Annotated in this window: 23 protein-coding genes; 11 read left to right on the forward strand and 12 right to left on the reverse strand. The window is 46.4% G+C overall.

Going from position 1 to position 20,323, the window contains the following annotated elements:
• Positions 1-83: 83 nt before the first annotated feature.
• Both JGK39_RS05435 and JGK39_RS05440 read left to right on the forward strand, forming a co-directional pair.
• Positions 84-983, forward strand: a complete 900-nt coding sequence (locus tag JGK39_RS05435) for a histidine kinase dimerization/phospho-acceptor domain-containing protein (protein WP_293247771.1) — start codon at positions 84-86, stop codon at positions 981-983.
• Positions 984-1,387: 404 nt separating this feature from the next.
• Positions 1,388-2,827 (forward strand): IctB family putative bicarbonate transporter, encoded by a 1,440-nt coding sequence (locus JGK39_RS05440; protein ID WP_293247768.1) that lies wholly within the window; start codon positions 1,388-1,390, stop codon positions 2,825-2,827.
• A gap of 295 nt (positions 2,828-3,122) precedes the next feature.
• Here JGK39_RS05440 and JGK39_RS05445 read toward each other — a convergent pair whose 3' ends face one another.
• The 3 genes from JGK39_RS05445 to smpB all read right to left on the reverse strand — a co-directional run bounded on the left by JGK39_RS05445 (position 3,123) and on the right by smpB (position 5,127).
• A complete protein-coding gene (locus JGK39_RS05445; protein ID WP_293247765.1) occupies positions 3,123-3,353 on the reverse strand; it encodes an Osc7112_2153 family protein in 231 nt (76 codons plus the stop codon).
• Positions 3,350-4,075: a tetratricopeptide repeat protein gene (locus JGK39_RS05450; RefSeq protein ID WP_293247762.1), complete on the reverse strand. Its 726-nt coding sequence runs from the start codon at positions 4,073-4,075 to the stop codon at positions 3,350-3,352. Before JGK39_RS05450 ends, JGK39_RS05445 begins: the two co-directional genes overlap by 4 nt.
• Before the next feature lie 584 nt (positions 4,076-4,659).
• Positions 4,660-5,127: an SsrA-binding protein SmpB gene (gene smpB / locus JGK39_RS05455; RefSeq protein ID WP_293247759.1), complete on the reverse strand. Its 468-nt coding sequence runs from the start codon at positions 5,125-5,127 to the stop codon at positions 4,660-4,662.
• 138 nt (positions 5,128-5,265) lie between these two features.
• Between smpB and xrtO the strand changes: the two genes are divergently transcribed.
• Positions 5,266-6,819, forward strand: coding sequence for an exosortase O (gene xrtO / locus JGK39_RS05460; protein WP_293247756.1), 1,554 nt, complete (start codon positions 5,266-5,268; stop codon positions 6,817-6,819).
• Positions 6,794-9,661: a TIGR02921 family PEP-CTERM protein gene (locus JGK39_RS05465; protein WP_293247753.1), complete on the forward strand. Its 2,868-nt coding sequence runs from the start codon at positions 6,794-6,796 to the stop codon at positions 9,659-9,661. Before xrtO ends, JGK39_RS05465 begins: the two co-directional genes overlap by 26 nt.
• 151 nt (positions 9,662-9,812) lie before the next feature.
• Here JGK39_RS05465 and JGK39_RS05470 read toward each other — a convergent pair whose 3' ends face one another.
• On the reverse strand, positions 9,813-10,118 hold the full coding sequence (locus tag JGK39_RS05470) for a Rieske (2Fe-2S) protein (protein WP_293247750.1): 306 nt from the start codon (positions 10,116-10,118) through the stop codon (positions 9,813-9,815).
• A 274-nt stretch (positions 10,119-10,392) separates the two neighbouring features.
• Between JGK39_RS05470 and JGK39_RS05475 the strand changes: the two genes are divergently transcribed.
• The gene (locus tag JGK39_RS05475; protein ID WP_293247746.1) at positions 10,393-10,635 is read left to right on the forward strand and encodes a helix-turn-helix transcriptional regulator; all 243 of its coding nucleotides are present in this window, start codon (positions 10,393-10,395) and stop codon (positions 10,633-10,635) included.
• Positions 10,636-10,655: 20 nt separating this feature from the next.
• Here the strand turns inward: JGK39_RS05475 and JGK39_RS05480 are convergent, their stop codons facing one another.
• On the reverse strand, positions 10,656-11,303 hold the full coding sequence (locus JGK39_RS05480) for a Uma2 family endonuclease (RefSeq protein WP_293247743.1): 648 nt from the start codon (positions 11,301-11,303) through the stop codon (positions 10,656-10,658).
• A 121-nt stretch (positions 11,304-11,424) separates the two neighbouring features.
• A complete protein-coding gene (locus tag JGK39_RS05485; RefSeq protein WP_293247740.1) occupies positions 11,425-11,661 on the reverse strand; it encodes a helix-turn-helix transcriptional regulator in 237 nt (78 codons plus the stop codon).
• A gap of 170 nt (positions 11,662-11,831) precedes the next feature.
• On the opposite strand from JGK39_RS05485, the gene JGK39_RS05490 reads away from it, so the two are divergent.
• Genes JGK39_RS05490 through JGK39_RS05500 form a run of 3 tightly spaced genes read left to right on the forward strand, consistent with a single transcriptional unit; the run spans position 11,832 to position 13,158 of the window.
• Positions 11,832-12,335, forward strand: a complete 504-nt coding sequence (locus JGK39_RS05490) for a DUF4365 domain-containing protein (protein ID WP_293247737.1) — start codon at positions 11,832-11,834, stop codon at positions 12,333-12,335.
• Positions 12,332-12,874: a hypothetical protein gene (locus JGK39_RS05495; RefSeq protein ID WP_293247734.1), complete on the forward strand. Its 543-nt coding sequence runs from the start codon at positions 12,332-12,334 to the stop codon at positions 12,872-12,874. The genes JGK39_RS05490 and JGK39_RS05495 overlap by 4 nt, the downstream gene beginning before the upstream one ends.
• Before the next feature lie 53 nt (positions 12,875-12,927).
• On the forward strand, positions 12,928-13,158 hold the full coding sequence (locus JGK39_RS05500) for a hypothetical protein (RefSeq protein WP_293247731.1): 231 nt from the start codon (positions 12,928-12,930) through the stop codon (positions 13,156-13,158).
• A gap of 8 nt (positions 13,159-13,166) precedes the next feature.
• On the opposite strand, the gene JGK39_RS05505 is transcribed toward JGK39_RS05500, so the two are convergent.
• The 3 genes from JGK39_RS05505 to JGK39_RS05515 form a co-directional block, all read right to left on the reverse strand.
• On the reverse strand, positions 13,167-13,835 hold the full coding sequence (locus tag JGK39_RS05505) for an HAS-barrel domain-containing protein (RefSeq protein WP_293247728.1): 669 nt from the start codon (positions 13,833-13,835) through the stop codon (positions 13,167-13,169).
• A gap of 272 nt (positions 13,836-14,107) precedes the next feature.
• Positions 14,108-14,299 carry an NAD(P)H dehydrogenase subunit NdhS gene (locus JGK39_RS05510; RefSeq protein WP_293185343.1) on the reverse strand — a complete coding sequence of 64 codons (192 nt, stop codon included), beginning with the start codon at positions 14,297-14,299 and terminating at the stop codon, positions 14,108-14,110.
• A 250-nt stretch (positions 14,300-14,549) separates the two neighbouring features.
• On the reverse strand, positions 14,550-15,620 hold the full coding sequence (locus tag JGK39_RS05515; RefSeq protein ID WP_293247725.1) for an Mrp/NBP35 family ATP-binding protein: 1,071 nt from the start codon (positions 15,618-15,620) through the stop codon (positions 14,550-14,552).
• Positions 15,621-15,902: 282 nt separating this feature from the next.
• Here JGK39_RS05515 and hemF point away from each other — a divergent pair, with 282 nt between their 5' ends.
• Complete coding sequence (hemF, locus tag JGK39_RS05520) at positions 15,903-16,946, forward strand: oxygen-dependent coproporphyrinogen oxidase (RefSeq protein ID WP_293247722.1); 1,044 nt, start codon at positions 15,903-15,905, stop codon at positions 16,944-16,946.
• 60 nt (positions 16,947-17,006) lie between these two features.
• On the forward strand, positions 17,007-17,369 hold the full coding sequence (locus JGK39_RS05525; protein ID WP_006631392.1) for an STAS domain-containing protein: 363 nt from the start codon (positions 17,007-17,009) through the stop codon (positions 17,367-17,369).
• Between the two features lie 414 nt (positions 17,370-17,783).
• Here the strand turns inward: JGK39_RS05525 and JGK39_RS05530 are convergent, their stop codons facing one another.
• Positions 17,784-18,434, reverse strand: a complete 651-nt coding sequence (locus JGK39_RS05530; protein ID WP_293247703.1) for a chromophore lyase CpcT/CpeT — start codon at positions 18,432-18,434, stop codon at positions 17,784-17,786.
• Positions 18,435-18,544: 110 nt separating this feature from the next.
• The gene (locus tag JGK39_RS05535) at positions 18,545-18,745 is read right to left on the reverse strand and encodes a hypothetical protein (protein ID WP_293295645.1); all 201 of its coding nucleotides are present in this window, start codon (positions 18,743-18,745) and stop codon (positions 18,545-18,547) included.
• Between the two features lie 23 nt (positions 18,746-18,768).
• On the opposite strand from JGK39_RS05535, the gene psb29 reads away from it, so the two are divergent.
• On the forward strand, positions 18,769-19,482 hold the full coding sequence (gene psb29 / locus JGK39_RS05540) for a photosystem II biogenesis protein Psp29 (RefSeq protein WP_293247819.1): 714 nt from the start codon (positions 18,769-18,771) through the stop codon (positions 19,480-19,482).
• A gap of 230 nt (positions 19,483-19,712) precedes the next feature.
• Here the strand turns inward: psb29 and JGK39_RS05545 are convergent, their stop codons facing one another.
• Positions 19,713-20,252, reverse strand: coding sequence for a late competence development ComFB family protein (locus JGK39_RS05545; protein WP_293247696.1), 540 nt, complete (start codon positions 20,250-20,252; stop codon positions 19,713-19,715).
• Between the last annotated feature and the right edge of the window lie 71 nt (positions 20,253-20,323).

Raw genomic sequence — 20,323 nt, forward strand, 5'->3', positions numbered from 1 at the left:
CCTGACTGCCACCTTAATTACAAGGGTTTAACTGGACTGGCTCTAACAAAATACTCTCCATAATGAACCAACAAAAATAACAGATGAATAACAAACCTATCGATTTATCTACTAACTCAATTAAGGTAAAACTGCTGAATCATTTAGCTCAAGAATTGCTCACCCCGCTCACTTCTGTCCTCGGCATGGCAAGCGTGTTGAACCAAGAAATTTACGGCCCCTTAACCAGCAAGCAAAAAGAATATATCGACGTGATCGAAGACAGCAGCCGGTCTTTGCGATCGCTAGTTGAAGAAATTTTGGAACTTGCAGAACTAGACGATACCGCTTTCACATTGAAGCGAACCGCAGTTGATATAGAAACTTTGTGTCAGCAAGTTGTGACAACCCTGTTGCCCGCGGCAAGTAAGCGAGAGCAAGAAATTAACTTGTCCATGGGGCCCGGGCCCCGCATCTGGTTGGCCGATAAGGATAAAGTTCAGCAAATGCTCCACCACTTAATTTTTAGCATTATTCAATCCGCTGGGGCAGGCAGCGTGATTCGAGTCCACCTTTCTCGGAAAGAAGAGGGGATCAACATCGGAGTTTGGGTTTTTCATCCTTGGTTGGGTGAAAGTTTGCCCCATGCTAAACTCTACTCCGACTACTTGCTAAAGGTGGGATCGGCTAGCGGTAGCGGTGGTCGATCGAACTCCGAAACCAGCTTTCTCGGACTCGAACCGCAACTGGCGTCACAGACACAGGCTTCGCAGCGATTAACGCTGGAGTTTGCTGAGTTGGCGGCTTTGGTGGCCGAGAATGCTGCGGATACCGCACCGGTGCTAGCTGGTTACGGCGCTAGGGAACGTTTGGGGCTGCTGCTTTGCTGCCAGTTGGTGGAAATTCAAGGCGGCCAACTCTCGATTCAAGGCACTCCGGAATCTGGATATCGCTACGTGCTCTGGCTACCCTGCATCAATGCTACCGAGTTGTTGGAAGGGTAAAAACCAGTTGACAGTTGACCTGTGACAGTTGACGGTTGACCTGTGACAGTTGACAGTTGTTAGTTGTTAGTTGTTAGTTGTTAGTTGTTAGTTGTTAGTTGTTAGTTGTTAGTTGTTAGTTGTTAGTTGTTAGTTGTTGGTTGTTGGTTGTTAAGGGATGAAGTTAGTTGAATGTTGATTGTTGACTGTTGACAGTTGTTATTAGTTGTTACTTGTTAGTTGTTTTATAATAAAATAACTAACAAATTTTCAGTAATAAGCAATGCTAAATTGCCCCTAATAACTAATAACCAATAACCTGGGAAGGCCAATGCCCTGGGAAGGCCAATGACCAGGGAAGGCCAATGACCAGGGAAGGCCAATGCCCCATGCCCCATGCCCAATTACCAAGTACAAATCTAAAAATGAATTCAGTTTGGCAACAGTTAACTATGGCAAATTTGCCGCTCTCTCAGTGGCAAAATGCCAGTTATTTATTGAATTTTGCGATCGGCAATGCGCGCAGTTGGCGGCAGAGTAGCTGGCTGATGCAGTGGGCCCAACCCTTGGGTTTTGCTTTGCTCGCCTTGACTTTCGGTATGGGCCCGTTTGTGAACAACGCCCTGGTGGGGCTGTTGATGGCTGCTGGCGCTGCATTTTGGGTGCTGCTGACTATTTCCGACGATCGCGCGATCGCCCTCACACCCATTCACTTGCTGGTACTTTTGTACTGGGGCATTGCTACCGTCGCCACAGCAATGTCGCCGGTGAAAGCCGCCGCTTTCACAGGTTGGAGCAAACTCACCCTGTATTTGCTATTTTTTGCCCTGATGGCGCGGATATTGCGAGATTCCCCTTTGCGATCGTGGTTAATAGCCGTATATCTTAATGTTGCTTTAATTGTCAGTTTCTACGGCGTGCGGCAGTGGATTGATAAAGTGCCACCATTAGCTACTTGGAACGATCCGACTTCTACCCAAGCCGATGTCACCCGAGTTTACAGTTTTTTGGGCAATCCCAACTTGCTCGGTTCCTATTTGCTGCCAGCCATTGCCTTGAGCGCCGCCGCGCTTTTTGTCTGGCAAGGATGGGGCACCAAACTTTTAGCGCTGACGATGCTGGTGGTGAATTGTGCGTGTTTGCGATACACCGACAGCCGCGGCGCTTGGATCGGTTTTGTCGCTCTGCTTGTGGTGTTTTTAGTGCTGCTTTGGTACTGGTACAGCCCTTTGATGCCTAGGTTCTGGCGCACTTGGGCCCTGCCGTTAGGGTTAGGAGGTTTGGCTGGGGCGTTAGTTTTGGGAGTGCTTTTGGTGGCTCCCTTGCGCGATCGAGTTTCCAGTATGTTTATCGGCCGCGGCGACAGCAGCAACAATTTTCGGATTAATGTTTGGACTGCGGTGATTGACATGATTCGCGATCGGCCAATTATCGGCATTGGGCCGGGAAATACTGCTTTTAATAAAGTTTATCCGCTTTATATGAAGCCGAAATTCACTGCTTTGAGCGCCTATTCTGTGCTGCTCGAAATTGCCGTCGAAACTGGTTTTATCGGTTTAATGTGTTTCTTGTGGCTGATGATTGTCACCGTCAATCAAGGTTTGTTGCAGATCAAAAAATTGCGCGACGCACAATTTAACAGCTCTAACTCGCAGGAAGCATCCCCAAATCTCAACTCAAATCAGGGGTTTTGGTTGATTGGGGCGATCGCAACTTTAACCGGCATGATGGCCCACGGTTTTGTCGATACCGTTTGGTACCGGCCGGAAGTTAATATGCTTTGGTGGTTGATGGTGGCGATTATTGCTAGTTTTTACAGCAATTCTCAGCAGCAGCAAGATTCAGCTTTGACACAGCCCGAGTAGATATATAGCACTCGGGAGCGATCGAACCTATAAAAGTGAGGGCGGGGTTTTATCCCCCCTTGGAAAGGATTCCAGTGCCAAAAAAGCTTGCAGCTTTCCTAAAGCTGCAAGCGATGATAGTCATCAGTTATTTCCAATTCTTTAATCTCAAATCTAAAAATAGAAAATCTCACATCTCAAATCTCAAATGGTATAAGGTGCGCGGCGCGCACCTACATAACTACTACTACATACTACATACCTGTTAGTGTAAAGTGCTAGTGGCGAACTCTACAAAAATTATTGAAAATAACTCTTATTCTTCGGTATCCGAAGGCATTGCAAATCTCGGACACGCATAATATCCATCTTTATCTTTGCACCGCCGCCACGTCGTAGACTGATTCGATGTGAACAGCGTTTCGACTGATTCATTTACTGTGGGCGTAACAGTTGCAGGAGTTGGCATTGCTCTTGAGGCTTGACTTAGCTCCATTACCGTTATAATTGCCAGCATGGTTGATGAAAGCAAAACTGTGCGTTTCATTTATTTGTTTTTTCCTTTTTTAATCGTTGACGTGCCATTCCTATCCATATATCCTCATCGAATTCCTGGGAATCCGCATACTTTAGACAAGTTTTCCACTGCGGTAGCGCTTCCTTCGTCTTGTTCATCCCTTCTAGGACTTGCGCTTTTAAGCAGTAAGTTGCCGATCTTTCACTATCAAGCTTAATCGCTGCATCCAGATGCTGCAATGCCTCTGAATATCTACCCTGTTTCAGCCGAGCCCATCCCAAATTTTTGAGTAAGGAATATTTTACTCGATCGTCCTCAGCTAATTTTAAACCTTGCCACAGCAAGTGAACAGCAGCAGCATAGTTTTTCTTCTCTACTATATATAATCGAGCTAAATTGCTGTAAGCAGCAGGGAGACCCAGTTTGGCAGCTTGCAGGTATTTTCCTCGGGCGCACTCTAAATCTTGCACCTCTTCGCAAAGCCATCCCAGATTGTAAAGAGCTGTTCGGCTTTTGGGATCTACGAAGAGGGCTAACTCATAGGCTTTTTGAGTATCAGCCAATCGATTGGCTTTGTAGTTTTCAAAGCCCCTATTATTAAACAGTGAGGCGAGTTCCGGCAACCCAAATTGCCAGCCACCAAAGCCTACTGCTAGCATCAGTAGGAATGCCCCCCACTTAGATTGATGATGCTTTTTTGTTGGCTCTTTCATGACATTAAAAATGTTAGCTAACGGTGTCGTTTTTAGCATCTTTTAACTTGAGAGTTGAGATATTTTGCTGTCTAGATTTAATTGCCACCCTCATGGCATCATAATCTTACGAAATGACTCAGGCTTGAGCTCATTTCTCATTTATGGTTTGCAAATCCACAGCAGAATGCTTGCGTCATGCTGCGATTACCTAGATGTATTCGAGCATAGGTTAACCCTTCGCGGGACTCCCCAAGCAATCCGGATATTTTTAAGAAGATTGAAGATTGAAGCGGGAAGCAGGACAGTTGACAGTTGACTGTTGACTGTTGACAGAAGAGCCCGAAGAATTCAATAGAAGGGTTGAGAGAAGACAGTTTACCGTTTACCGAATGATGACTGATGATATGGTGTCCGCTCGATTAAGGGCACGCGCGAACAGTTTGTAGTGCGGACTTCAGTCCGCTCTGAAGCTGCGGACTGAAGTCCGCACTACAAACCATTTTTATTATGGTCATCGATCGGACATAATATAACTGATGACTGTTGACAGTTGACAGCTTGCCCCCCTGCCCGAAGAGCACAGTCGTTGGGTTGATAGGTGACAGTTGACTGTTTACCGACTAATCACTAATGACTGATGACTAAAATTGCTTCATCGCGCGTTCCATATCCCGCTTGTCTTCGCGTTTCTTCAAATCTTCGCGCTTGTCGTGCAGTTTTTTGCCTTTCCCCAAACCAATATCAAGTTTTACCCAGCCACCTTTCAAATACATTTTTAACGGCACTAAAGTCAATCCTTTTTCTTCCACTTTGCCGATTAATTTGCGAATTTCCTGCTTGTGCATCAGCAATTTGCGGGTGCGGCGAGGCTCGTGATTAAAATAGTTGCTAGCACTTCTCCACGGCGAAATATGAACGTTAATCAGCCATATTTCGCCATTTTTAACCAAAGCGTATCCGTCCCGCAAATTCGCTTTTCCTTCCCGAATCGATTTGACTTCGGTTCCCTTCAACTCGATGCCCACCTGATATGTATCTATAATTTCATACAGATGGCGCGCTTGTCGGTTGTCGCTAAGAATTTTGTATCCTGTAGTTTTTTCGCTCATTTTTACCTCCGATAAAATTATTATAAGGCTAACATTTATGTATAGAAAATAGAAGCTTGACAAAACTTAATTTATAGGTCTAGGCATTACCTATTTTGCTGAGCTAAGATTTCATCAATGTGAATGTCAAGCGGTATCATGCAGCGCACCAATATTCCCGATTCGGGAATTCCCGATTCTGTTAGTCCCCCTCAGGCGGTTAATTTGGTTTGGCTGGCTCCTTTTTTCCTGGCGCTTGCTTGGTTCTGGGCGAATATCTCGGCTGTTAAGTGGCTGTTATCGTCGTTTGTTGAGATATCGACACTGTACAAGATAGCAATTGTTTTTCTGATTGTAGCATTAGTAGTGCGATCTCTCATTTCGGGCGATCGCCCGCGGGCATTTTCCCCAAACTTCGTTTTGAGGCGCAATCCGCTGCTGTTAATGTTGGGTGCGGGTGTTTTGGCGATCGGCCCAGGGTGCATAATTAATATCCCACAACTTAGCGTACTGCTATTTATCCTGGGAACTTACGGGCTGTCGGGCTTCTTTGCGGAACCGAATTTTTGGCAAAAAAACTTGCCAATTGCCGGCTTGCTGGCTTGTATTTTACCCTTCAGCAATCAGTTTAATAGCGGCCTCGGCTTACCAGCACGAGTGATGACTGCTCACGTAGTAGAACAGTTGCTCTCATTCCTGCACGTGGGAGCTATTTCTTCCTACGATATCCTGATTTTAGAAAACGGCATCGCTCACGTTGACGTACCTTGCAGCGGCATTAAAACCCTCTTAGTCGGGACGCTATTTTTGCTAGTAGCTACCTGGTTAGAAAGCCGAAAATTGAGTTTTCAATGGCTGGCAGTATGCGCTGCTAACTTGTTAATGTTGTTGTCTGCTAACGCTTTGCGAGTTGTCGTCTTAGTGCTGGTTGCCCAAGTTTTGCAACAGCCAACTTATGCAGAAATCCTCCACGTACCGCTGGGAATTGTGGGTTTAGTCTGCGGTTGTTTTGTAAGTTGGTTGATGCTGCAACAAGTCCCCAAATTTCAGGCAACAAAACAAATTGATTTTAACTCGCAACGAGATTCGGAAATACTGAAAAATCAGCCTCTGGCAAAAGCTGGACTAATTGCGACCGTAGCTGTTTTAGCACTAATTTCTCAATTGTATCATGTAGAAAGTACAAAAGTAGCGATCGCCCCGTTGAAATTTCCCCAACAAATTATATCCGAAGCAATCCCCCTGAATCCCAGCGAACAAAGATTCTTCGGCAATTACCCTGACACAAAAGCAGAAAAAAAGAGATTTGTGTCAGGTAACTTGCACGGTTCCATGCTCGCAGTAGCCAGCACATCTTGGCAGACTTATCACGCACCAGAGTTGTGCTTTGTAACCAGCGGCATCTCCGTCAATCGCATAGAACAAAAACAGCTAACCCCTACTGTAACCGCTCGCTGGCTCTATCTCAAAAACAACCAACTATCCGCTGCATACTGGCTGCAATCTCAAGCGCAAACCACAGATAACTTCTTGTCGCGCATCGGCAGCGACATCACCCATCGCAACCAGACTTGGGTGCTAGTTTCCATTCTTTTTGACACTTCCGTAAACCCAGAAAGTCCTGAAATCCAAGACTTCGCGACTACCGTACACAACACGGTCAATCATAGCTTAACAGCAGGAAAAAATGAAGAAACTCAAACTGGCATTTAACATAATTTTTCAGTCAATCTTTTGGCTGTGGAACCTGAACTTTTTGTCAATAGTTTATTTGGGAATTTTGCCTTACCTGGCAATTCCGTTGATTCAAGCCACAATAGACGGAATTATTCCCCTTGAATTTTCCTTAACCCTAACAGCGTTGATAGCAGTACCTACAGCATTTACAATCCTCGGATTCAGGCGTTTTCGCAAGCAACCATTACAGCTAATGCGCCTGTTTTACGGAGTAGAAGCGCCGTTGTTTTTACTGTGCTCGATCAGGCTGTTTTTGCTGCGAGAACTGAATCCAGCTAGCTCGCTAATTATCGCTACAATCCTTTTGTGCATCGCAGCATTTTTAGTAGAAATGCTCTACGGATATCTGGGAAAAAAAGAAAATCTTCAAGATTTTTCAACATCTCAAAATGCTGGCAACAGCAAGCTTAGTTCGATTGGATTCATGGGAAAAAAGCGAAGTGCGTGGATACAATTAGGATTTCACAGCTTAATGCTGCTAGTTGGAACTTGGGCGGCAACATTGCTGATGTTTTACGCTCTACCTCTGGCAATTGTGACAATAGTTGGATTTTTTAGTTTTGCTTGGGTATCACCACTCATAGACTCTCTAAAATACAGCTCATTTTCTATAATCTGGTGGCTCCCATTATCCTTAATTTTGTTTGGTTTTACCTCCAGCTTGTTCGTGGTAATGCCTTCGCTTTACGGCTTTCTCTACATCCAATCCGGGCGCAAAGTATTTCGCAATTTTGCTTCGCAATACGGGAAAAATCAGGCAATAATGGGCAGCTTGGGAGTCATGGCGGCTTGGCTGGCGATTTTCGCGGCTTTGCTACAGCAGCCGCAAATTCAAGCAATGAAAATGCTGGCAACTCCCGCAGCAAATGATACTGCCCGTCAAACTTTATTAGCCAAGTCTGATATGATTCGATCGGGCTTAGTTAATGCTTATTTATCTCCGTACCGGTACCTCAGCACTGTGGGAGAAAACAACCACATTTATGAGATATACAAAAATACTTTGAGTTTGCCTAATGCAGCGGCTCGCAACGTGCAGAACAGCTACAATTTTTTAATGTCGCCGTTTTTGTATCAAGGCTCTAGTTCAGATGTTGAAAAAGCCGAAAAACTCTACGCTGGATTCTTCGATACCGAGATTCAAAAAGGTGACATGGAATCAGTAAAACACGCGGTGCAGTCAACATCTAACCGCGAAGAAGCTAAGGCAGGTTTGCTGAATGTCAATGAGGAAAAAGTCTGGTTGCAATCCCAAGAAGTTACAGTCACAGAAAAGGGCGATTGGGCTGACGTTCAACTCTACGAAGTTTACAAAAATCAAACGCCTAACTTGCAAGAAGTATTCTATTACTTTTCTCTGCCGGAAAGCGCCGCAGTTACCGGAGTTTGGCTGGGCGATACTGGGGATTTGAACAAGCGTTTTGTATTTACTGTGTCGCCCAGAGGAGCCGCCCAGCAAGTTTACAACCAGCAGGTGAGAGAAAGGGTAGATCCGGCTTTGCTCGAACAAGTTGGCCCGAAACAATACCGCTTGCGAGCTTTTCCAATTCCGGCTAAACGAGAGTTTTCGGGCACGCCAACTGATGCACCAACGGAGATGAATCTGTGGCTGACTTACAAAGTCATGCGACAGCCCCAGGGTTGGGCGATGCCTGTTTTGGCAGAAAAACGTAACATTTATTGGGATGGAAATACTCGCCGCACGATTGCCGGAAAACAGGTAAATTACAGGGGAAAAGAGGCAAAAGCAACTTGGTTGCCGGCTTTTGTGCCAGCAGTTTCGCAGCAGCAAGCAATACCGCGTCTGACGAATTTGCCTGGAGAAAATACGATTTCTGCTAAGCCGCTGGTTGATGCAAATTATTCGCTGCCGCAGGGCAAGAAGTTTGCAGTGATTCTGGATACTTCCCGCAGCATGGCGGGGGAAACGAAGGAGGTTAAGGAGAATTTTGAATGGTTGAAAGCGAATAGTTTAAAAGCAAATACGGTTGATTTGTATGTGGCGAGTGCTGCGGGGATGCCGCCGAAGTTGGTGGAAGATTTGCGGAGTTTTGATGCTGGAAAGTTGACGTTTTATGGTACGCTCCAACTTAAGGATATTCTGCAACAGTTTGCTAAGTTGCGGGGTGATAAAAGTTACGATACTGTGTTTTTGGTGAGCGATCGCCACAGCTATGAGTTATCGGACGATCGCAAAACCACCGTTTCCATGCCCTCACCCCTATGGAGTGTGCATTTGGGAGGCTTACCACCGGGCTATGACGACGCAACTTTAAAGCTGATTCAAGATAGCGGCGGCGGAGTTGCTACGGATATCAAAGAGGCGATGCAGCGAGTGGCGACGACAGCAGCATCGGGGAAATCGGTAGTTAATGTTATTGATGGCTATGTTTGGAGTTACAGTAAAACTCCGAAGGCGGCGGCGGTTCCGAAAATAACAGATGATGAAAATGAAGGTTTTAAACCGATAGCTGCGCGGCAGTTGATAACCGCCCTTAGCAAACAGAAAACTGCGAATCAATTGACTCAATTGGATGCGATGCACTCGTTGGCTAAAAACTTTAAGGTGGTAACGCCGTATTCTTCGATGATTGTGTTGGTTAATGACGCGCAAAGGGAACAGCTAAAGGCGGCGGAAGCTAAGAGCGATCGATTCGATCGCGAGGTAGAATCTGGTAAGGAACAGTTGACTAAACCGAACAATCCTTTGAATGTTTCTGGGGTTCCTGAACCGGAAGAATGGCTGCTTTTGATCGTTGGGGCGATCGGGCTTTTGACCATTTTCCTCCGCCAGCGGCGCGCGAAATTGATAGATTGAGGGTGAAAAGTGCGATCGCGTTTGTAGTGAGGACTTCAGTCCGCATCCATTTTAGGAAAGAAGGACTAAAATCCTTACTACTAACTACTTATAGGTTTGTAGTGAGGACTTCAGTCCTCAGAATTTTAGCAAAGAAGGACTTTAGTCCTCACTACGAACCAATTTCTACAAAAACGATCTCGCCCTCAATCTTTACCGGGTAAGATTCCAGGGCATCGCTGGGTGCATTCAAACATTTACCGCTATCTAACTTGAACTGAAATTTGTGAAACGGACAGGTAATGATTCCATTACTTACTTTCCCCATGTCGATCGGATATTCTAAATGAGTGCAAGCATTGCGGTAACAAGTGACCTTCGCGCCTTGGCGATTCAAAATCAGCGAAGTATCCTCAACTTTTACCTTCAATACACCCCATTCGGGAACTTGATTTAGCGCTGTTGTCTCTACCCACATAAAATATTTTTGTTCCGAAATTAATTTTGTCTGAACTTAGGCAAAACCTTTATATTTAGCACTTTACGGCTATTCAAACTACTTTTTGCGTAAGTTTAGATTATTTTATTCCATCCGCAGGTAACGCATGAGAATGCTCATCACTTCACCCGGCTTTTGGGCAGGTTGCAGCGGACTCCATTTGCTGACAATCGTCAACAAAACTATCTTACCTCAGTGTAGACGAATGTCAACAATCTTTACTTAGTTGCGAGCTTCTGGCAACATAGAAGCCATGAGCAAGGCAGGAAAGGCGCTGAAGCTGGTTTTAGAAACCTATGGCATCAGCCAAAATCAATTGGCAGCGATTATGGGCATTGGGCGATCGAGCATTAACCGCTGGGTTAACGAGAATCGAGATCCGGCATCTGAAGCGGTTTTAGAGATTCGCAAGGGATTGCAGCAAATCAATCCCGATGCAGCAGGGGAATTCATTCGTTTGTATTTAGATGATTTGGAGGAAAAACTCGAAGAGTAATCATTAAGAAACTATTGCAACTAATTGGCGATCGCCCGTCGGATGCGATCGCGAAAACCCCTCAAAGTCGGGCTTCTCCCCAGAGTAACGCTTTGAGAGACAAACTCAGCTATCAGTTCAACAATCGGCAATCCTGGGAAGATGCGGCTACTTAAACAATTAACATATTTCCCATCTTCTAGCACGTTAATTTGCAGTTGGTTATTTTCATACCGCCACAATTCAGGAACTTGCAAAGCTTCATAAGCATCCAGTTGCGTTTTAGAGGTGACATCAATTTCAATTGCCAAATCGGGAGGCGGATCTACTGTCAAATCTACCCGCCGTTTTCCTCGCATCGCCTGATGGTTTTGGATGTAAAAACATTGGTCAGGTTCCACACCACTCTTTTTAGTTTCTCGCTTAAATGTAGTCGAACCAAAGCACTCGCAATCTATTTCTAATTCTTCTAGCAATATCTTCACCATATCGCCGATTAGTTCTTTATTTACCTCATGTTCTGGTAAAGGCATCCGAATCTCCAACGAACCTTGATTGTAGGCTAAGCGGGCGGCACGGTGTTCGCCCAGTTCTGATAAAATCGCTTCAAATTCTGGCCAACTAACATCGTGTAGCAACAATCGCTGTCCTAGGGGAATATCGAGTTGTCTGAGTTGAAGTGTCACCATAATATGATTTTAGAAAGCTGTTTAAATAAAACTTAGCTGTTCGCAAAGTGCGATCGGCCGCATTTCCCAATAGTATCAGACTTAACGGGATGAAGTGCGATCGCCTTCCACGCATCAAAACCTAACCGTCTTTAGGGTCATTTCCCAGATACAACCGAACGAATTCCGAAGCCGCCTGCGGATTGAAAGTCTGCAATGCCTTGTTAATCGCAAATACCGCCTCAGCCGACGGATCTCGTTCTTCACTCACCCAACGGCTAACGTTTGAGCGATCGATCTCCATCTTTGCAGCCAATTGATATTGACTGATCTCGTATGCCTCCAAGATTTGTCTGAGGGCTTTACCTGCTTTTCCCATGTTTCCGATTCTGTCAGAGAGTCACGACGCTGTAAACGTTGCTGATTGTCATCGCTTGTGCTACACTAGGAACGTTGACAATTAGCAACTATTCGTTACATACCAGAGTCTGGCTGGGGCGATCGCCCCCATGCCAGTTATACTTAACATAGATTCAACAAATAGCCATCGTGGACATCAACCAGCAAAAAGAACAGTTCAGCTATGCCTATATTTATGCAGTTGCTTCCACAGCAGGCTACTCTTTCCAGGTAGCAGCTAGACCGTTAGATTTTGACGGGATTGATATCATTCTTGCTGGCGGTATAGGAAGTGGAATAATTCGCTATCCTAGGCTTGAACTCCAGGTAAAATGTACATCTAGGGATGTAGTTGGAGACGAGGCAATTAGATATCCCCTCGAAGTCAAAAACTACAATGACTTAAAAGTAGAAAATATTCTGACTCCCCGACTGTTAGTCGTTGTAGTCGTACCCGATAATCTAGACAATTGGCTCATCCAATCTCAACAGGAACTTTGCCTGCAATATTGCGGTTATTGGGTTTCTTTGCTTGGTCAACCTCCAACCCAGAATCAAACCACTGTCACAGTTTCCATACCCAGACAGAATATATTTAATGTAAAAGCTCTCACCACTCTCATGCAGCGAATTGAAGCAGGTCAAACCCTATGATAGTCACCGTTCGAGATCCAGAAATTCTCAAACACCTAGAACCAGAAAGCGTGCGTACCTACCTCCAAACGCACCGCTGGCTAGAAGTGCGGCAAATTGAAGATAAAGCTTCAATCTGGAATCGCCACAGCGAAACCGGAGAAGAGTTCGAGATTCTTCTACCATTGAAACCAGAATTTTTAGATTTTCCTCGCCGGATGGCTGAAGTTTTACAAACCCTAGAAATTGCCGAAAATCGTTCCCAGCTCGAAATTCTCAGTAACCTCTTGACATCAGCTCCTAACATTACCATTCAAGGCATCGTAACCAACTTGCAAGAAGGAGCAGCCACCGGAAAATTAACTGTGACTGGTGTTATTGTTGGCAAACTGCGGCGCATTCAGTTAGAACTAGCAGAACCAGTATACGAACTGGCAGTCAAAGCCTATCAAGCCAGAATTCCGGTTATTTGTCAAGGCAATTTAGTTAAACAAGGTCGCTCTTTTTTGCTGCAAAATACGCATCACTTTACATTAGATTTAGATGCCTGGTTGGAGTGAATGCTGTGTACTACAATCAATCTAAAAAGAGATTTTGAAATGATTTTAAGAAGATGGTTAATGTCTTTATTCTTCAGCACGTTCATGAATTCGGAGACGACCGCGAAGACTACAAAATAATCGGTATTTATTCGACTAAAATATTAGCCGAAGCTGCTAAGGCAAGAACGCTTTCCCAGCCCGGTTTTATAGATGCTCCAGAAGGCTTTCATATAAGCTGTTATCCCTTAGATAAAGACCACTGGATCGACGGCTATGTAACTGTTTATTATTCTGATTCTTAACCTTTACCCTAGGGATGAATCTGACTCAAAATCACCCGCAATCTGTCGTAATCATCCTTCAACAAAACACTCAAACTCCTCCCCGCTTCCACCAACCAAGATCGATCGCGCATCCGCAACTGATAAATCTCCCGAATCGTCGCCGCCGTCAGCGCATCCACTGGCGCATTAGTCACCCCCAGCAGCGTCCTCAAAAAATCTAACTGCACCGTAAAATCAATCACCTCATTCGGTTCGCAGCGATAAACCGCCTGGTGAATTTGCGGCGGGCGGGGTGGCAAATACTGATAAATTGTACCCCTCGATGGGCCGTGGCCGTTCAACCTTTCCGGTGGCTTCTCAAACCCCACAATCGCCACTCGAAACTCGGTTTTGAGCATCGCAAAAATCTGCGGTTGTTCTTCCCGCAACTCTTCGAGGGACAAACCCAAGGCGCGGGCTCTGTGCACGGAGTCGATCGGGCTAGTGGTAGCATGGTAAACTACGCCGTAAATTTGATTTTTCGACTCTTCATCTTCCGCCTTTACCCAACTCCCAAAAGGCGGCATCACCGGAAAACTCAAGTCATCCGGTTCCAAACATTGAGCCAAAAACTCCGTAGTTGCCGTCTCGATGACTTCAGCAATGCGATCGGGATGGCGTTCTTTTGTTTCAAATTGGGGTAAAGGTAAACGCATAATTTTAGTTATTAGTTATTAGTTATTAGTTATTAGTTGTTGGTTATTAGTTTTGTGTTAGACTTGGGTACTTTTGCAATCAAAGGATTTACGAATAACTTCTATACGTAGGGTGCGCACTGCGCACCTTACTGCAATCAAAGGACTTACGAATAACTTCTATACGTAGGGTGCGCACTGCGCACCTCTTACGAATAACTTCTAGTAGGGTGCGCACTGCGCACCTTACCTAAACGTTCGCGAGCGGGGACGCTCGCGCTGATGACTAATGACTATTTCGCGCGGCCAGCCGTAGCATCCACAATATCCAATTGCGATAGCCGGAACGTGATCAGCTTGTCCCAATTGCCGCCTTCAAACAGTACCGCGACTTTCCCGTCAGTAACTCGCTGGACAAGTCCTTGAAAGCCGTAGTAAATCTCGCCCTTATCTTTAACTCGAACTGCCGAACCTGGAAAAATCATAATTGTTTGAAAGTTAAGTTTGACTCTTTATAGCTTACCGTTTCTCGTTTCTAGTTCCCAAGCAGAGCCTGAGAACTAGGCAAATCTTCGCCAACAGGAAGACGCGAGGCAGAGGAGGGGAACGAAAGTTTTAGTCCCGGACAGGCTGCGACTCTCAGAAACCGGGTTTTTTATCAATCCTAGGGCTGCAACCCGTGTTTTTGTGCAAAAACCCGGTTTCTCGGCCTCCATGCGTCCTAGACTAAATTTGTTAGGCTAGGGCTGCTACAGAAACTTTACCGGCAATGCGTCCCGCGATCGCCCGCAACTCCCTAGCAGAAGCAGAACCCGGTTGCCCCACCACAATTGGCACGCCCGAATCGCCACCTTCCCGCAGCGGAATTTCCAGCGGAATGCGGCCTAACAGCGGCACTCCCAACTCCGCCGCCGTCCTTTCCCCGCCGCCGGAACCAAAAATATCGTATTGCTTGTCGGGCATATCCGGCGGCACAAAATAACTCATATTTTCCACAATTCCCAGCACCGGCACTCCCAACTGCTGGAACATCTTCAACCCCTTGCGGGAGTCCAACAAAGCCACCGTCTGCGGTGTCGTCACAATCACCGTACCAGCCATCGGCACCGCTTGGGCCATTGTCAACTGCGCGTCTCCTGTACCCGGAGGCATATCGACAATCAGATAATCTAAATCGCCCCAATTCACCTGATAGAGGAACTGCCGGATGATCCCGTTCAACATCGGGCCGCGCCAAATAACAGGCTGGTCTTTGTCAATTAAAAACGCCATCGACACTAATTTGACGCCGTAGTTGAAAGCGGGTTCGAGGGATTCCCCGCTTTTTGAGTCTCTAACCATCACTTTCGCGTCCCCCAAACCCAACATATTTGGGTCGTTGGGCCCGTAGATATCCGCATCCAGCAAACCCACCTTCGCGCCGGTTTGCGCCAGGGCTACAGCCACATTTACCGCCACCGTGCTTTTGCCGACGCCGCCTTTGCCGCTGGAAATTGCGATAATATTTTTAACGCCTTCTATGCCTTGGCGATCGACCACTCCTTTCTGCTGCGGGGTCTCGGCTGTCACCTCCACAGCCACTTTTTCGACTCCTGGCAACTGTTTGACCGCTTTTTGGCAATCTTCAACAATAAATTCTCGCAGCGGGCAAGCAGGCGTTGTCAGCACTAGAGTAAAACTGACGACACCGCCGTCAATTTTAATGTTACGAATCATATTCAATTCCACCAAACTTTTTTGCAGTTCGGGGTCTTGCACGGGTCGCAGGATTTCTAAGACTGAACTAATATCGAGTGTATTGGGCATTGTGTTCTCCACCATAGCTCTGCAATTTGGTCAACGAATTTTCGATCGCAAGTTTAAGTATATTTTTATTGCTATTTTTTAATGTAACTTCATAGCGATCATTTGCAGACCTGCGGTGGCATAATGACATGGCGACTGGATTTGGGACTCACGGTCAATCTCAAACTCAAATGCGATCGGCAAGAATTTCTACGACCGAAAGCAATTTGGTCACAATCCCCGAATTGATCCGTGGTCGCAATTCTTCAATTCTTCAATCTAAAATCTTAAATCTAAAATCGGATGACAGTTTCTACAACACTTAAAACCGCGACTTCCCCGTTTTTGCCACCCGCTGACTCTAGAGCTAGAGTCAGCCAATTTATGAAAAGCCTACAAGACGAAATTTGTCAAGCCCTCGAACAGCTCGATGGCGGTGGCAAATTTAAAGAGGACTCTTGGGAACGCTCCGAAGGCGGGGGCGGACGTTCTCGCGTTATGCGCGAAGGCAATGTGTTTGAACAAGGCGGAGTCAATTTTTCCCAAGTTTGGGGCGAAAGTTTGCCTGCTTTGATTCTGGCCAAGCACCCAGAAGCTGCCGGTCACGATTTCTACGCCACTGGCACTTCAATGGTGCTGCACCCCCGCAATCCCTACTTACCTACGGTTCACCTGAATTACCGCTATTTTGAGGCGGGCCCGATTTGGTGGTTTGGCGGCGGTGTCGATTTGACTCCTTATTACCCGTTGGCTGAGGATGCAGCTCATTTTCACAAAACTCTGAAAGCAGCTTGCGACAAACACCACTCGGACTATTATCCTACTTTTAAACTCTGGTGCGACGAATATTTCTACCTGCCGCACCGCCAAGAAACCCGCGGTATCGGCGGCCTGTTTTTTGACTACCAAAACGCTCAAGGCCCGCTTTACCGCGACCAGAATGTCAAAGGGAAAGCTGCTGAGTACAGCAAGAATGCTGGAAACCCGGAACCTAGAAGCTGGGAGTCGCTGTTCGCCTTCATACAGGACTGCGGGCGGGCATTTTTGCCGGCTTACACCCCAATTGTTGAAAAACACCGATCGAAAGCATACGGCGATCGCGAGCGCGATTTCCAACTTTACCGCCGCGGCCGTTACGTTGAATTTAACTTAGTGTACGATCGGGGCACGACCTTTGGCTTACAGACCAACGGACGCACCGAATCGATTCTCATGTCCCTGCCACCTTTGGTACGCTGGGAATATTGTTTCGAGCCAGAACCCAACTCTCCAGAAGCCGAACTCTACTCAAAGTTCTTAAAACCGCAAGATTGGGCGAATTGGTTGCCTCAGCAGTCACCGACCTGAGTTAAACTACTGAGAAAGTAACCACCGCGATAAATAGTAATAAATTTGAGGGAAGGGTCAGTGATTCATATTGATCAAAAAACCCACACGCTTCAAGACGGTACAACAGTTATCGTCTTAGCACCGACAGGACGGTTGGACATCACGACAGCTTGGCAATTCCGCCTCAAGTTGCAAGAGTGTATTTCCAAACTCAGCCGCCATGTCGTCGTGAATCTTGGTCAGGTAAACTTTATCGATAGTTCTGGCCTGACCTCGTTGGTAGCGGGTATGCGCGATGCGGATAAAGTTAAGGGAAGTTTCCGCATTTGCAATGTTCATCCAGAAGCCAAACTGGTGTTTGAAGTCACCATGATGGATTCTGTGTTTGAAATCTTTGAAACGGAAGAAGAAGCTCTAGAGGGGGTGCCGCGCGCCAGTTAAGCACTCCAGCTTGTATAGATTGCGGTGTAAGGGCAATTTAAGAAGACCGGGCGATTGAAATCGCGTCTACACACACAAAACAAGCCGGACGCCGGTTGAAGAAGACCGGGCGATTGAAATCGCGTCTACACACACACAAAACAAGCCGGACGCCGGTTGAAGAAGACCGGGCGATTGAAATCGTGTCTACACACACAAAACAAGCCGGACGCCGGTTGAAGACAAAGGCGGTGAAAATTACCCCATCTTCTTCTTTAGTCCGCGCACCATCCGGACTTTGTTTGTGTAGGCGCGGTTTCTAACCGCCGTCCGATATTTTTTTGTGTAGGCGCGGTTTCTAACCGCCGTCCGATATTTTTTTGTCTAGACGCGGTTTCTAACCGCCGTCCGATATTTTTTTGTCTAAACCTGGTTTCAACCGCCGTCCGATCCGATCCCAAGTGTATTGGCCAATATCTCAGAAGCAAAATCCTGACGCTTGACAAATCTAAAAGGGCCCATTAAAGCCCCCCAGATAGCCTTGCCTGTCGTGGGGCTAATTCCTTTGTCGTAGCTGAGAAATTCCTCCTCTGCCGCTTCAAATCCCAAGTCTACTTGGTAATTTTGCCCGCCGTAGGTAAAGCAGCAACGAGTTCCCTCCGGCAGAGATGCCCGAAATCGATAGCGATTTGAGCCTAAATTTTGCACCGCAACCGAGAGGGTGCAGCCGGGGAGAAGTTCGATTTGCTCGCTAGTTAGTTTTGCCAGCAAGTCGGGGTTGCGACCGGCTCCTTTGACCGCTTCGATATCCTTGAACATATAATATTGAGCTTCTATCTGTCCGGGCGCTGTCTTCACGTGCCTCAGTTGCACGATACGGGGGCGGTAGGGCTTGTCTAATTCGAGAATGTTGGCTTGTTCCGCAAACAGGGCAATGCTGGGTTCGTCCAAGAGAGCAACCGGCAGGGGTCTTTGCCAGAAACGCAGGTGGACGTACCAAGCCGGGTCTGCTAGCGCTTGTTCCCGGTTGTCAAATTCGCCCGCCATGTACTGGGCTAAGGCTCTTAATTCAGGAGAAATTGTCATGTTTGTGTGATTTTTGAGAAATGAGTGCTTGACAATTAAAAATTATTGTGCTAAGCCAGAGCAGGGTCGGCAAAGTCAGAAGATTAGATTTATCACCGATCCCAGAAGAGCTATGATTGTAAAGATACTTGGCTTTTGCCCTGGTAGTGCGACATATTAATTGTTGCTGCCGATCGCCCGCAAAATCTTTTTAATAAAATTTTGCCTCGCAGTCTCGGATGCACAGTTAAAAAAAACTGGCAATTTTTGTCAGCCCGATCGCCAATCGACTCGACTTTACTCATGCCGCGCTGGTCCACCTGTGGCGGCACAATTATTTATCTATAAAACTCAGGTGAACAAGAACCGTACCGTTTCAGATACTAAGCGAAGTTTCTATACGATTCACACTCGGCCGATTAACTCAATTTACCGTCGAGTGGTGGAAGAGTTGATGGTAGAAATGCACTTGCTTTGGGCGAATGTCGATTTTCAATACGACCCGATTTATGCTTTGGGCGTGGTGACAGCTTTCGATCGATTCATGGTCGGGTACGCCCCAGAAGCAGACAGACTGTCGATTTTTAACGCTTTGTGCAAAGCCCTAGAAGACGATCCCGATCGCTACAAACATGATGCTCACCGCTTGGAAAGCTTGGCCGAGCGACTTTCCGGGTCGGAGTTGCTCTCGTGGCTCGATCGCTCCACCAGCTTTGAAGATACAGGAGATTTGCAAGCGTCTTTAGGGGCGATCGCCAGCAACGCTCAATTTAAGTACAGTCGCTTATTCGCGATCGGTTTGTTCTCGCTGTTAGAAAAAGCTGACCCCGAGATGGTAAAAAACCAAGAAACTCGCAACGACGCGATCGCCAAAATCAGTGCAGCTTTGCATCTACCTGAAGACAAAGTTAGCAAAGATTTAGATTTGTACCGCAGCAATTTGGAAAAAATGGCCCAAGCGCGAATAGTGCTTCAAGATGTCATCCAAGCGGAACGCAAAAAACGCGAAAAGCGAGAAACAAAAGTTACTGCCGGCCCCTCAGGAGACTCTTCTGACAGCAATAATTAATCGTTTGAAGGAAGAAGGAAGAGGATCGATGTGAAGAAGGAAGAGGAAGAGAAAGAGAGAAATATATTTATAAAAAAATAAAACTCTTGCATTCTATTTTTTTCTTCTTTAGTTCTGGCTTCTGCTTTCTGGCTTCTGACGGATGAATGTTTGTGGCTCAAAAACTAAAAATCCCGCTTTTTAAATTGAGCGGGATCGACTTAACCAAAATAGAGTTGTTGGATGTTGTACTAGGGCTGCGGCTCAAAATTAACGGCGTTAGCTTGCAGCCAATTGCTGAGATTTGACAGAACTTCAGTTCCAGAAGACGGCTTACCCAAAGCTGTGGGGTTTACGGGTTCAGGTCTGACCAAGTTGCGGTCGATCGCTGCATTGACTTCTTTGGAAATCAGATCGTGAAGTTGCTCCTTAGCCCTAGCCCTTTGAAAGTGAGCTCCCTCTTCCGTCGTAGCGTACAGAGGCGGCAGCCTATTTAAAGCATAAGCCGCAATATCTCCCACATCCAGACTCTGCTCGCTCGTCGCCTCAATTTCTGCCACCCTAGCGATCGCCTCGCTAAGCACCAACTCTTCCATCACATTGATGAACTGTTTGCGAGGCAGAACCACAACTTCTCCGGTCAACAAAGCTCCCATCAGACGATCGAGAGCCATGTACTCTTCGATCGACAATTCAGAAGCCGTATTGCAGATACGTCCTACCTCAGCTTCCATAGACGGCGTTAAATAGCCGTCTTGCAAAGCCTGTTCAACAATTTTTTCAATACTCATATATGCTTCCCGCTCAACGGCATCATTAATACAGTTTTGTTTTGTAAAGACGCAATTGCTGGCGTCTTGAG

It is taken from the genome of Microcoleus sp. PH2017_12_PCY_D_A (assembly GCF_020738565.1).
In the GTDB taxonomy this organism is placed as follows: domain Bacteria; phylum Cyanobacteriota; class Cyanobacteriia; order Cyanobacteriales; family Microcoleaceae; genus Microcoleus.

Coding starts and splice junctions, on each gene's coding strand:
- JGK39_RS05435 (WP_293247771.1), top strand. CDS start 84: ATGAATAACAAACCTATCGATTTATCTACTAACTCAATTAAGGTAAAA.
- JGK39_RS05440 (WP_293247768.1), top strand. CDS start 1,388: ATGAATTCAGTTTGGCAACAGTTAACTATGGCAAATTTGCCGCTCTCT.
- JGK39_RS05445 (WP_293247765.1), bottom strand. CDS start 3,353: ATGAAACGCACAGTTTTGCTTTCATCAACCATGCTGGCAATTATAACG.
- JGK39_RS05450 (WP_293247762.1), bottom strand. CDS start 4,075: ATGCTAAAAACGACACCGTTAGCTAACATTTTTAATGTCATGAAAGAG.
- smpB (WP_293247759.1), bottom strand. CDS start 5,127: ATGAGCGAAAAAACTACAGGATACAAAATTCTTAGCGACAACCGACAA.
- xrtO (WP_293247756.1), top strand. CDS start 5,266: ATGCAGCGCACCAATATTCCCGATTCGGGAATTCCCGATTCTGTTAGT.
- JGK39_RS05465 (WP_293247753.1), top strand. CDS start 6,794: ATGAAGAAACTCAAACTGGCATTTAACATAATTTTTCAGTCAATCTTT.
- JGK39_RS05470 (WP_293247750.1), bottom strand. CDS start 10,118: ATGTGGGTAGAGACAACAGCGCTAAATCAAGTTCCCGAATGGGGTGTA.
- JGK39_RS05475 (WP_293247746.1), top strand. CDS start 10,393: ATGAGCAAGGCAGGAAAGGCGCTGAAGCTGGTTTTAGAAACCTATGGC.
- JGK39_RS05480 (WP_293247743.1), bottom strand. CDS start 11,303: ATGGTGACACTTCAACTCAGACAACTCGATATTCCCCTAGGACAGCGA.
- JGK39_RS05485 (WP_293247740.1), bottom strand. CDS start 11,661: ATGGGAAAAGCAGGTAAAGCCCTCAGACAAATCTTGGAGGCATACGAG.
- JGK39_RS05495 (WP_293247734.1), top strand. CDS start 12,332: ATGATAGTCACCGTTCGAGATCCAGAAATTCTCAAACACCTAGAACCA.
- JGK39_RS05500 (WP_293247731.1), top strand. CDS start 12,928: ATGGTTAATGTCTTTATTCTTCAGCACGTTCATGAATTCGGAGACGAC.
- JGK39_RS05505 (WP_293247728.1), bottom strand. CDS start 13,835: ATGCGTTTACCTTTACCCCAATTTGAAACAAAAGAACGCCATCCCGAT.
- JGK39_RS05510 (WP_293185343.1), bottom strand. CDS start 14,299: ATGATTTTTCCAGGTTCGGCAGTTCGAGTTAAAGATAAGGGCGAGATT.
- JGK39_RS05515 (WP_293247725.1), bottom strand. CDS start 15,620: ATGCCCAATACACTCGATATTAGTTCAGTCTTAGAAATCCTGCGACCC.
- hemF (WP_293247722.1), top strand. CDS start 15,903: ATGACAGTTTCTACAACACTTAAAACCGCGACTTCCCCGTTTTTGCCA.
- JGK39_RS05530 (WP_293247703.1), bottom strand. CDS start 18,434: ATGACAATTTCTCCTGAATTAAGAGCCTTAGCCCAGTACATGGCGGGC.
- JGK39_RS05545 (WP_293247696.1), bottom strand. CDS start 20,252: ATGAGTATTGAAAAAATTGTTGAACAGGCTTTGCAAGACGGCTATTTA.